The organism is Psychromonas marina (assembly GCF_030161115.1).
Taxonomy (GTDB): domain Bacteria; phylum Pseudomonadota; class Gammaproteobacteria; order Enterobacterales; family Psychromonadaceae; genus Psychromonas; species Psychromonas marina.
On record NZ_BSPQ01000001.1, the window covers coordinates 15,766 to 27,679 of the forward strand.

At 39.8% G+C, this 11,914-nt stretch carries 8 protein-coding genes and 2 pseudogenes; 3 read left to right on the top strand and 7 right to left on the bottom strand.

From position 1 onward, the window contains the following. Nucleotides 1–19 precede the first annotated feature (19 nt). Entirely contained in the window at nucleotides 20–1,186 is a 1,167-nt protein-coding gene (locus tag QQK09_RS00120; RefSeq protein ID WP_284202081.1) for a nucleotide sugar dehydrogenase, read from the bottom strand. A gap of 361 nt (nucleotides 1,187–1,547) precedes the next feature. Between QQK09_RS00120 and QQK09_RS00125 the strand changes: the two genes are divergently transcribed. After that, nucleotides 1,548–3,743 (top strand): YjbH domain-containing protein, encoded by a 2,196-nt coding sequence (locus QQK09_RS00125; protein ID WP_284202082.1) that lies wholly within the window; start codon nucleotides 1,548–1,550, stop codon nucleotides 3,741–3,743. Between the two features lie 208 nt (nucleotides 3,744–3,951). Here the strand turns inward: QQK09_RS00125 and glmM are convergent, their stop codons facing one another. Together glmM and QQK09_RS00135 are read right to left on the bottom strand one after the other, a co-directional pair. Beyond that, on the bottom strand, nucleotides 3,952–5,301 hold the full coding sequence (gene glmM / locus QQK09_RS00130) for a phosphoglucosamine mutase (RefSeq protein WP_284202837.1): 1,350 nt from the start codon (nucleotides 5,299–5,301) through the stop codon (nucleotides 3,952–3,954). Nucleotides 5,302–6,333: 1,032 nt separating this feature from the next. Next, nucleotides 6,334–7,365 (bottom strand): annotated as a pseudogene (locus QQK09_RS00135) (IS110 family RNA-guided transposase). A 161-nt stretch (nucleotides 7,366–7,526) separates the two neighbouring features. Here QQK09_RS00135 and QQK09_RS00145 point away from each other — a divergent pair. Next, the gene (locus QQK09_RS00145; protein WP_284202084.1) at nucleotides 7,527–7,688 is read left to right on the top strand and encodes a hypothetical protein; all 162 of its coding nucleotides are present in this window, start codon (nucleotides 7,527–7,529) and stop codon (nucleotides 7,686–7,688) included. A 673-nt stretch (nucleotides 7,689–8,361) separates the two neighbouring features. Here QQK09_RS00145 and QQK09_RS00150 read toward each other — a convergent pair. From QQK09_RS00150 to QQK09_RS00160, 3 genes and pseudogenes are all read right to left on the bottom strand, one after another. Next, nucleotides 8,362–8,820, bottom strand: a complete 459-nt coding sequence (locus QQK09_RS00150; protein ID WP_284202085.1) for a helix-turn-helix transcriptional regulator — start codon at nucleotides 8,818–8,820, stop codon at nucleotides 8,362–8,364. Further along, complete coding sequence (locus QQK09_RS00155) at nucleotides 8,817–10,205, bottom strand: type II toxin-antitoxin system HipA family toxin (protein ID WP_284202086.1); 1,389 nt, start codon at nucleotides 10,203–10,205, stop codon at nucleotides 8,817–8,819. Before QQK09_RS00155 ends, QQK09_RS00150 begins: the two co-directional genes overlap by 4 nt. A 161-nt stretch (nucleotides 10,206–10,366) precedes the next feature. Beyond that, nucleotides 10,367–10,567, bottom strand: a pseudogene (locus tag QQK09_RS00160) (homoserine O-acetyltransferase/O-succinyltransferase family protein); the annotation flags it as partial. Between the two features lie 577 nt (nucleotides 10,568–11,144). Here QQK09_RS00160 and QQK09_RS00165 point away from each other — a divergent pair. Continuing rightward, entirely contained in the window at nucleotides 11,145–11,303 is a 159-nt protein-coding gene (locus tag QQK09_RS00165; protein WP_284202087.1) for a hypothetical protein, read from the top strand. Nucleotides 11,304–11,384: 81 nt separating this feature from the next. Here QQK09_RS00165 and QQK09_RS00170 read toward each other — a convergent pair whose 3' ends face one another. Further along, nucleotides 11,385–11,555 carry a hypothetical protein gene (locus QQK09_RS00170; RefSeq protein ID WP_284202088.1) on the bottom strand — a complete coding sequence of 57 codons (171 nt, stop codon included), beginning with the start codon at nucleotides 11,553–11,555 and terminating at the stop codon, nucleotides 11,385–11,387. Between the last annotated feature and the right edge of the window lie 359 nt (nucleotides 11,556–11,914).

An 11,914-nucleotide genomic window follows, 5' to 3' on the forward strand; every position in this document is an offset into this window, starting at 1 on the left:
AGTAACTCACCTTCAGAAACTAGTCAGAACCAAATAAGTCCCGTGTATACACTTTATTCGCGACATCCTCTAACTCAATATCCATTCGATTAGAAACAATCACATCAGCGATACCTTTAAAAGCAGCTAAATCCTTATAAACAGTCGAATTGTAAAATTTATCTCCATCGTAAACTGGCTCATAAATCACCACTTCGATGCCCTTAGCTTTAATACGCTTCATAATACCTTGGATAGACGACGCTCTAAAATTGTCTGAACCCGATTTCATAATCAAACGATAAATGCCCACAACCTTAGGTTGCTTAGCGATAATTGAATCAGCAACAAAGTCTTTACGAGTCGTGTTCGCGTCAACAATGGCACCAATGAGGTTATTGGGTACATCTGCGTAGTTTGCTCGCAGTTGTTTAGTATCTTTTGGCAGGCAGTAACCACCGTAACCAAACGAAGGATTACAGTAATGATCGCCAATACGCGGATCTAGCCCTACACCTTCAATAATTTGACGTGAATTCAAGCCATGCGTCTCTGCATAGGTATCAAGTTCATTAAAGTAAGCAACACGCAGCGCCAGATAAGTATTCGAAAATAATTTAACTGCTTCCGCTTCCGTTGAATCAGTAAATAAAATATCGATATTCTCTTTTACAGCACCTTGTGCCAATAAATTTGCAAAGACTGTGGCACGTTCACTTTGCTCCCCAACAATGATACGAGAAGGGTGAAGGTTATCGTATAATGCACGCCCTTCACGCAAAAACTCTGGCGAGAATAATATATTGTCACAGCCAAACTTAGCTTTGACTTCCTTGGTGTAACCAACAGGTACGGTTGATTTAATCACCATAACAGCATGGGGATTAATGGCCATTACCTCTTTAATTACGGCTTCTACAGAAGTAGTATTAAAGTAATTAGTTTGCGCATCATAATCCGTGGGTGTTGCAATCACGACATAGTCCGCACCTTCATAAGCGAGGGTTTTATCTAATGTAGCCGTAAAGTTAAGTGTTTTGTTAACAAGAAAGTCTTCTATTTCTACATCTGCAATAGGCGATTTTTTATCATTTAACAACTTAACTTTATCTTCAATAATATCAACGGCAACCACTTCATTATGTTGCGCTAATAACATCGCATTTGACAGCCCAACATAACCTGTACCAGCAATAGCAATTTTCATCAATTTACACCTGTTTTTTATGACATTTATTTATACCAACTCATTTCGACACTGCTTGCATCTACTCTGCTACATCAATTACACTTTTATGAGCGGCATGATGATTATAATATTGGGCGTTATAATACATGAATTTATGTGATTAAAATTAAACTTATGTGAATAATACAAACCTTTACATTAACCACAGGAGGACATTTATATTTATTAGATATGTTCAAAAACAATGGCTACATACTTGGACAACCTAACCGCCTTTTAATGTAAAGGTGAAACAAAGTGAGATTAAAATGACGTTTTTGGTATGAATAGGTACAGTTAGTCGTTATTCTTACGCTGATAACTTAAACAAGGATGATTTATGCGACTTTTACTCAGCGGTGTGCTGCTTACCTCTCTCTCTTTACCTTTTTCTTCCGCTTTTGCGGTAACGAATTCGATGGCGCAAACTGGCTTTACCGGTCTATTACGTATTCCACACGCGGAAGCATTACCCTTTGGCTCTGTTTCTCTCAATTACCATTGGGAAGATAATATCGATTACGATACATGTTACGGATGTGGCGCTCATAATACTGTTTTACTGGGTATTGGCTTACTACCCGGCTTAGAGTTTACGTTCCAAAATACGCACAAATTACTTAGCGATGGCCCTGGTTGGAGCGGATCACACTCAAGTGATCTGTCATTCTCTGCTAAATATGACTTTAAACCTTTTTTACCTAAAGAATGGTTTAGCTTAGCGGTCGGTGTACAAGATTATGGCGGCGCCGCCAGTAAACATAAAAACAGTTATGCTGTCGCATCTAAAGCCTTGTTTCCCGATACCTACTATCACTTTCGTTTAACCGCAGGTTATGGACAAGGGGATATAAAAAATCAAATGGGACCAGATTCCTTGCAAGGCGCCTTCATGGGGGTGGAATGGCAACCCGTACCTTGGGTACAACTACTTGCGGAGCACGATGGCACTGGCATGAATGGTGGGGTGAAACTGTTTACCGACGACAAATGGCTACCTTACGGCCTTAAAGCCAACGTCACCTATCAAGCTTACTCCGACTCATCAACCAATAATCGTGATAATCAATGGGTCGGCGTTGGACTTACCCTGCCACTTGCAATGGGCGAAGCTGCCGAACGTTACAGCGTTAATGGCGTTAATGAACTGGCCTCGATTGATCACGCAGAAAAAGCAAACATCATTGAAAAAATAACCAATGACAAAGCGAACAGTAGTGAAGCAACGTTAACCGCTGCAATGCCTTCTACTGAAAAACTATCAGAAACAACGCTACAAAAAAATGAAAGCAAACAGGTATTAACAGCATTAGTTGATTATGGTTTTGAGAATGTCCGTGTTGGTTGGTCAAATAAAACACTCATTGTGGCGTTAGAAAACAATCTTTTTAACTGGAATGAACTTGATGGTATGGGCGTCGCACTTGGTTTAATCATGGACAATAGTGCATCGGAATCATTTCAATTACAGCTATTAAACAATCAAGTTCCGGTAATTAAAGTAGCAGGTGATAGTCAGCAATATAAAGCTTTCTTAGCACAATCCCCTGATGGTCCAGTCGTTGAACACGGCTTAGTTGTCTCTAACCAATCCCTTGATAACAAACAAGTTGAATGGGCTTCAGAACGTGAAGCATCAAGTCATTTTGTCCCCCGTTTTATCTTTTCTCCTCACCTACGCTCAACCCTTGGGACTGAGTTTGGCGTCTTTGACTATTCATTAGCGTTAAGCAGTAATGTACAGATGTCATTGTGGAAAGGGGGCGTGGTGGATGTGCGTCATCTATTACCTATCGCAAACTCAGACGACTACGATGATGGCGAGTATTTTGAAAATGCACGCCATGAAAGTGAAGTCGACCGCATTTTATTCCATCAGGCCTTTGCATTACCCGCGGGATTTTCCACTCAATTTAGTGGCGGTAAAATTTACAAGGACTTTCTTGGTGGACTAAATGAAACACGATGGCAATCACAGGAAGGCACACATCGCGTTAAAACAGAAATAGCGAATTTTGAAAACAGCAATAATGAATATAGCTATCAGCCAATATTAGCGTCATACCGCTATTATATACGCCCATTAGATCTTGCGATTGAAGCGATGTATGGACAACATTGGGCTGGCGATTTAGGTGGGAGTATCAGTATTAACCAATGGTTTGGTGATATGTCGGTTAAATTAACCTACCAAAATACGAGTTGTGATCGTAGTAACACGGAATATACCTGTGCACGTGATGGCTTTGCAGAAGATCACGAGTATGCAGGAATAACGTTCTCGTTCCCGTTTGGTACACGTAAAAATGCATCACCAAGTATCGGTCTGCAAGTGAAAACATTAGAGCAATGGTCATACGGGGCACGTACGCGGATTAACAATCATGCAAACTACATTGGCGGTAACCGCGCAGCAACCACGAACCTGCAATATAATATTGACCAACAATATTATAACCGCGACCGTTTATCTTCAGCCTATGTACAAAGCCACGCTCAGCGATTACGAGATAGTTACATCAAATATATAAAATAACACTCCGCATCTTGATTTTTTAATGGCTGTAAAACCATTGACCACGAAGTGCCTTCGTGGTCAATGGTGAAATATCTTTGGTAGGTTCGTCTTTAGGACACCTGTTTGCGATTTTGATATGATTGTCAGGCTAAAGCCGCGACCTACAAAATATTCAGATCCACCTGTAAGTTGCCCTCAGGCCAACTTTTTTTTGGCCTTCGCCCCCCTAAGCCCCTTTAACCGCATCAGCAATATGGTTTGCCCATTGCTCAGCTAATTCTGTTGATTCGGCTTCGACCATCACGCGAATTAGCGGCTCTGTTCCCGATTTGCGTAATAACACACGCCCTTTGGGTGCTTTGCTACCGACTAACATCGCTTCTTCAGCATCGCTCACTGCAGTATTAACTAACGCTGATGCCAATGGATCAGTGTCACCACTGAAACGCACATTGATCAGGATTTGCGGCATCATTGGCATATCTGCTAATAACAAATCAAGCGTCTTGCCCGTTTGTTGAACCACGGCCAATACCTGTAATGCAGCAACAATCGCATCACCGGTGGTCACCTTTTTACGACAAATGACATGGCCTGAATTCTCACCGCCTAACCACCAATTACGTTCAAGGAGTTGTTCCATCACATAACGATCGCCGACATTCGCACGGACAAAAGGAATGCCTAATTTCCCAAGTGCCACTTCCATGCCCATATTCGACATTAACGTACCTACAACACCGCCTTTTAACTCCCCATTGATTAACGCTTGCTTAGCCAATATATAAAGCAGTTGATCGCCATCAGCCACACGCCCTTCACTGTCCACCATCATGATGCGATCACTGTCACCATCGAGTGCAATCCCCAAATCTGCTTTTTCGTCGATAACACGCTGTTGTATTAATGCGGTTGATGTCGCGCCACAGTTATCATTGATATTCGTTCCATTAGGGGTGTTACCAATCGCAATAACCTGTGCACCTAATTCACTAAACACATCAGGTGCAATGTGATAAGCCGCCCCATTAGCACAATCGACCACTAATTTTAAACCAGACAATGACAACGAAGAGGGAAACGTCCCTTTACAAAACTCAATATAACGCCCCGCTGCATCTTCCATTCGATAAGCTTTACCGAGTAACTCAGAGTCCACGCATTCCATTGGCTTATCGAGTTCAGCTTCGATAGCAAGTTCAACATCATCAGGCAATTTCTCACCCGACGCCGAGAAGAACTTAATACCGTTATCGTAATAAGGGTTATGAGACGCACTGATCACAATACCCGCATCAGCACGAAACGTCGTCGTTAAATAAGCAACAGCAGGGGTTGGAAGTGGTCCTGTTAATACAGAATTAAGTCCCGCAGCTGACAACCCCGCTTCTAATGCGGATTCGAGCATGTAACCAGAGATACGCGTATCTTTGCCGATAATGACTTTTTTAGTGCCCATTTTAGATAACACGCGCCCCGCGGCCCAGCCCAGTTTTAAAGCAAATTCAGGGGTGATTGGGTATTCGCCGACTTTTCCACGTACACCATCGGTGCCAAAGTATTTTCTCGTCATTATTGTTTTCCGCATTAATATAAAAAAATTATGAAATGCTAACATAATCAAACCTAGTATGGCTATTGCTATGTATTCAAATGTTTAGCGTTTTCATTCTATGTGGGGGAGCGATGAGGGGAACATGGGGTAAAAAGACGAAGACGAATACTGCTACGCTATTCGTCATTTTATTTTTAATTTTTTCCCCTTTGATTAACAATTAGTTGGCGACGCTAATAAATTGAATGAGACAGAACATCGGCTAAAACCGCCAGAAAGAGACACTTATCCTTGAAAACAACAAGTCTTACGCACTCAAAAAATATTCACCTTCAACAACTTGAAGCCAATAAGAAGATAGACCAGGCTAATAATGCACTCCGAATTCATCGCTAACTGCAGCACCATTCGCATACTTCTTTAAACTGCCGACAAGTTCACCATTCATATATACAATTAGCTCTTGCATTACCAATCCTCATCATTACTCTGTTTTGCTGTTGTTGTGGCTAAGTGAATTTGGCCACTAATTTAGAGTGAGCCAACAACATTTTCTATCTCGCAATGTGCACCGGAGTGAGCTACGAAAACAGATAACCTCGACAACTGCACTCAAAAACGCTATTTCATGTGCACACATCGATAGCTGCACTCGAAAACGCTATTTCATGTGCACGCAACGATAGCTGCACTTGAAAATGCCATTTCATGTTCACAGAAACTAATAATCACTGTATGTAGTGGTCAGGTGATTTTGGCCACTAATTCAGAATAACATTGGTAATTTTTCTAGGCCGCTTTGTGCCCCTTTGCGTATATGGACTCCACGTATTTTACAATATGATTTTTCATAAACATTAAGATGCGGTCGTATATACGGCTTTTAGTGAAAGAGCTACTTTCTAGCCTATGATGTTTGCGCACCTGTTATCCTTTTCGAGCTAACAGTCTTTATGACTTTCGCAAAGGTCAGGTTTTTAACAGGTTGGTCTTACCGTTTATGCTTCATCATTATTGTAAAAATTTGGGTGATTATTATTTTTCTCTTGTTTACTATATTGCTAAAAGTTGTTGCTCATATTTGTTTTCATAACGTAACATTGCCCAGGCAGTTCTAACGGTTTTATTAGCTAAAGCAATACAGGTTCGTTTAATGCCTGCCCGTTCAACTAATTTTATAAGCCATACTTGTTTTGCTGTTTTAGGCTTATCTGGTAACCGGCAGATATATGATAGTGCGCCTTGATATAGAGCGGCTCTTAGCTCCTTAATACCACCAGTTCGATCGATACCAGTCATAAACACCTTACCACCGGAACTATGCTGTTTCGGTGTTAAACCAACAAATGCAGATGCCTCTCGTCCATTTTTAAATTGCTTTCCATCGCCAATAGATGAATACAACATGCAAGCACATACTTCAGCAACCCCTTCTAAATCCATTAATGCTTTGCAGGGTTGTAATTGACGAACCAAACCGTTTTTGGTTTTGGTTAACAGGGCTAACTCTGCTTTTAAGTTTAAATATGTAATCCAAAGTTGATTGACAGTTGACCGTAAGCACTCCGGTAATAAGCTAGTTTCATCAAGTGTCTCAAGTACGGTCTTAGTAAGCCCTTTAACACCTACTGTACTTACAATGCCATATTCATATAACAACGCACGGAGGTGGTTGCTCAAAGAGGTAATGCTACGAGACAAAAATAAACGACTTGTTTCTAATGTTTGCAGGGTTTGCTGTTCTTCACTTCTAGGCTTACTAGTTTTTAATCCGATCTGTAACGATGCATTGGCGATCGCTAAAGCATCGTTAGCATCTGTTTTGTGGCCTTGTAAAAATCCTTTTACTTTTTTAGGATTAATGATGCGTACATCATGACCAAATTGCTCTGCAAATCGGCCTCAATAATGACTACTGCCACAACCTTCAATAGCAACAATTGCAGGTTGTTGTTTTGCTAATATTTGTTTTAGCTTTTGACGACTAACAGCCTTATTACTGATTAGTTCGCCGTGTTTACTGATATGGCAAACTTGAAGGATATTTTTAGCTAAATCAATTCCGATAACATTAGATTTCAACATAGTATGGTCTCCTAAGTAGTTACATTAACTCTAGGTTAGTTATTAGAGTTGTGGAGTCCATACATCGAGCTAGAATAGCAAATCGCATCCACCACCTTTATGAGATAGAATAGAATATAAAATCTATCAAACATATAATAAGTTTAATCGGAGGATTAACAATGACTAACTTATTAAAAAAAGAAAACTTAATACATGTTCAACGAGATATAGAAAAAGATCTTACTGGCGTAAAAAATGATATTTCTTGGATTAAATATGGGCTAACTGCTATTGGACTTTTGTTAACTTTCCCTGCTTTATATTATATTTTCATAGGGTAACTTATCCCTAAAATAAACCATAATAAGCTAAGTAGCTTACACCCCATAGCAATTTAGAAACCTACAGACGTGTGGCCAAAATCACTAAACCACAACATATAGTAATACTTGTATATCGTTATAAACGAGTATAATATTAAAATTGTTGATGATATGTACGTTATAAAACATCTAAACTCGAGCCTCCAACTCGGTTTTTTTTGTGCCTAAAATTAACCACTTCCCCATTCTTTTCCAACTGGTGCATTTGATCCCAGTCTTTATCTTCTTCACTCATAGGGATGCTTTCATCGCACTTGGTAAGTTACTCTTTTAATCATGATTTGATCATTAAGGAAACCTCATAGTTTTTTATTCTATGTAGCGGTAGTATATAGACAACACAAACATAAGATTCATCACTAGGCAGATCATAATCAAAGGTTTTTCTATCTCACTATGTGCCCCTAAGCGTGCTAGAAAGCTAAGTCGCAAACGCCCCCAAAGCAATTTAGAAATCTATAAATTTATAGCCAATATTACTTAGCCACAACATTTGGCCATTTTCTCTTAATTTTAGAAAATTTTGGAGGAATTAGCTATCGCAGGAAGAATTGTTGAAATTAGAAAATTGCTCAAACCAAATGGCAAAGCAACTAGAGGATAATCGGCTTCTTAGCCGACGCAACAAACGTCAGCTAAAAATATCACGCATAGACGAAACTGAAAGAGGTATCAGCCCCATGTGAAGGCCAAATGGCTTGAATACGCGATTTAAAACTTCAACACTTTGCCCCCCTTTGCCATTCTCTATCTCTGATATTGTTTTACGCGACACTTTAACCATTTTCGCATAATCGACCTGTTTCAAACCAAGAATATCACTACGTAAATGAACAAGAGCATCCCCTTGCGTCAACTCCCCTAACAGCATACTCTTGATAATTGATTTGGTTATTACTCTGCGCTGTTCAGGTGGAAGACTAGCACTGGCAATAGACACCCTTCTTCTTTCTTTTTTATACTCTTTCATTAAGAAGTTACTGCCAATAGGGGTATAGTTAAGCTTATGCAAGTCAGCATTATCAGCGTTTCTAACTGCACCTTCTCGCCTAAGCTCTTTTATTGTGTCATCCATAGATTTTTCACTCATAACAAACCCCACATAGTTAATTTGTGCTCGATATAGTCAAAACCAAAGCCGGGCATGCCTGTTATAGAGCCAGGAACACCTCGATCTACCAACCTTTGCTTCAACCCCGATAACTGTTGAGCAGTAAACTTTAACTCACTCAGTAGGTGCCCCCTATCCACAAACTCTGACACCGCATCTGCTATCGCTGAAAAATCAAAAGTGCCTCCCGACTCAAATGGCTCCCCCCAAGTAATCGTTCTAATCACGCCTTCAGAATCTGCCTTCATAGGTGCAAAATCGTATATAGGGGATAATCTAATACCAGTTTCATCTTTAAGAAATGAAGTATTGCGCCCATGGTTATCACTGTTACCAAATATGATATTTAATAAGTCACGACGAACCCACTCAATAACAAAGTTTTCAACATCAAAAGCATTGTCTTCCATCATACTGCTACCATTGATTATAGATATTAACCTTCTAATACAATCAATATGACCCAGCATTTTACCTGCGGGCTCCTGCAGTATAGAGTAAACAGACTCCATACCGTTGCGAGTAACATGCCCTTCCTGCGAAACTGCAACATCAAACCTTGGTAACCAAAGTGAGGGGTATTTATCGCCCTCAAACAGCCACATATCCTCTGTAGAAATAGTATCTAGCCCCATAGCTTCAAGTTCATGGTAATAGTGATACTCTGCTCTCAAAATATCGCAATCTATTTGAGATTTTCTGTTACGAGGAAACTTTACTAGATAGTGACCATCTCCTACGGTTTCATCATCCTGAAATGTATCAATCCAAACTTTTTTATCTTTACTGCATCTTAATAACAGCTTTGGCGCTTCACCACCTGCACCAGTAGCACCACCAGCTGCTGCACCGCGACTCTGCGCGTAGTTTAGAAAATCTACATCTCTGTTTATGACTTCATCGATAGAAAAACGCTTAGGGGCGATACCAGTCAACTCTTTTAGCTCTGCAACCGATTCCTTTACGCGTAAATTCCCAACAGGTGATATTGTTCCGTACTTAAGCAATATATAGTTCTGAACAAGGATAGGCATATCACCAATCCCCTTTAAGGTGACCCAGTAACGCCTACTTGCACCACTTGGCATAATATCATCAATAAACTTCAACCAACCTCTATTACAATCTTCCCCCAGAAGAATGACAGGGTAGTTGATAGAAACAGCGCGATGATCAGATTTACCCATCTGTGTAATGGCATAATCAAAATTATATTCCAATCTAGTTACGGTGTAACTGTCGCCATCTTTTTCCGGAAAACCTATTTCAGCTATATCATGCCAACAAGCATCAAAAAAAGCCTGAATTGTTAATTTATCCATCTTGCGCCCTATTAATTTATTTATGTGTAATATATTACTCATAAATCGCCATTTCTTCAATATACGTAACCAAATAGCGCACATAAATGCGCAAAAACTCCATTTATGTAACCAACTCTACACATTGCCCGCACTATTGGCGAGTCTCAATATTGAATTTTGCGCTACACAAATTAATGCCTTAGACAGCTCAAGCGTTGTGGTTATTCCTTTACCGTTTCCGGCCCAGACAACTTGTATGGCGTAACCTGATAGACACAATAGTTCAACCAATTACTATACAACAAGTTACCATGACTGCGCCAAGTTGCTCTAGGAATCTCACTCTCATCGTCATTTGGGTAGTAATTAACAGGGAAAGCAGAGCATGCATCAGAGGCTTGATCACGCAAGTACTCATTGTTGAGTGTGTCGGCACCGCATGAGCAGGGTCAGGTCTTTAACCTTAAACTTTCATAAATTGTAAGTCACTTTTCTAACTCGCTATGTGCCCCATAACGGGCTAGAAAGCAAAGTCGGACGACATGGAAAAATTCAATATTTGTGCTTGATATTATCTAGAGAGCGGAATATATTTATAGGGCATTCCAAAGTAGCTTTGTTTAATTTGGCCACTAATCAAATTAAACAGAAAATATATGTATTGGCTTTACTCACCATCTAGCCAATACGTACCAATCAAGCCCGTTTACTCGGGCTTTTTTGTGTCTAAAATACTACACAAGTTCATTTTACCAAGGCGCTATGTGCCCCAGAGTGAGCTACGAAAACAGATAAGTGAGATAACCTCGACAACTGCACTCAAAAACGCTATTTCATGTGCACGCATCGATGACTGTACTTGAAAATGCCATTCCATGTTCACAGAAACTAATAATCACTGTATGTAGTGGTCAGGTGATCTTGGCCACTAATTCAGAATAACACTGGTAATTTTGCTAGTGTGGTAAGCAACAAACTAGTATTTTAAGGAAGCAAAAAATGAAACTGACCGATGAGCAAGTGACAACACTACTACATTTAGTAAAAACAGAGATGAACGGCTTTTGTGGTGATCTAGGCTACGAAGAGCTATCAAAAATAAAAAAAATACTAGAGCAACAGTTAGATAAGAGCACTACAGATGATGCCTCTAGTTAATAACGGGACATTTTCGTCTTAGCTTTCTATCTCGGTTTGTGCCCCTAAGCGCCATACAAAGTTAAAAAATAATGGCTTATTTTATTTAGCTTCAATTATTTTTGATTTCCGCTGTTCTAATCTATTTTTAAATGAGTTGGAAGATATGACACGACCATATTTCATATCTTCCCTAGCGGCATTTAAGAGTACTAACAGCAATGTTGCCTCTTCACTAGACTCGCTAAAACTAGTTAGTTTATCTTTTTTCATCATAAATACCTTTTTAAGTATGCAGAGTGCAGTTCAATACTAACCTATTAATTGGTACGATCTAGTAGGCACCCCAATTAATAAATAGAGGTGTTTGGCCCACCTTCAGCTTATTGAATTATATGTTCCAAGTCGCAATGTGTCCCGAAGCGTCCTAGAAAGCGAAGTCGCAATCGCCCCCAAAGAAATTTAGAAATCTATGGCCAATTTTACTTGGCCACAACATACATCGAGTTAGAAAATTATATTATTCAGATGTCAGGCATAAAAAAACCCACTTTTTGTGGGTTTTTTTATGCCTAATATTTCAAATGGTGAGTAAGATATAAAGGCGAGCTATATGCTCTGATTTATAGAAA

What these genes read in the sequence shown, in the direction of transcription:
- QQK09_RS00120 (WP_284202081.1), bottom strand. Translation starts at nt 1,186, where the DNA reads ATGAAAATTGCTATTGCTGGTACAGGTTATGTTGGGCTGTCAAATGCG.
- QQK09_RS00125 (WP_284202082.1), top strand. Translation starts at nt 1,548, where the DNA reads ATGCGACTTTTACTCAGCGGTGTGCTGCTTACCTCTCTCTCTTTACCT.
- QQK09_RS00145 (WP_284202084.1), top strand. Translation starts at nt 7,527, where the DNA reads ATGACTAACTTATTAAAAAAAGAAAACTTAATACATGTTCAACGAGAT.
- QQK09_RS00150 (WP_284202085.1), bottom strand. Translation starts at nt 8,820, where the DNA reads ATGAGTGAAAAATCTATGGATGACACAATAAAAGAGCTTAGGCGAGAA.
- QQK09_RS00155 (WP_284202086.1), bottom strand. Translation starts at nt 10,205, where the DNA reads ATGAGTAATATATTACACATAAATAAATTAATAGGGCGCAAGATGGAT.
- QQK09_RS00165 (WP_284202087.1), top strand. Translation starts at nt 11,145, where the DNA reads ATGAAACTGACCGATGAGCAAGTGACAACACTACTACATTTAGTAAAA.
- QQK09_RS00170 (WP_284202088.1), bottom strand. Translation starts at nt 11,555, where the DNA reads ATGAAAAAAGATAAACTAACTAGTTTTAGCGAGTCTAGTGAAGAGGCA.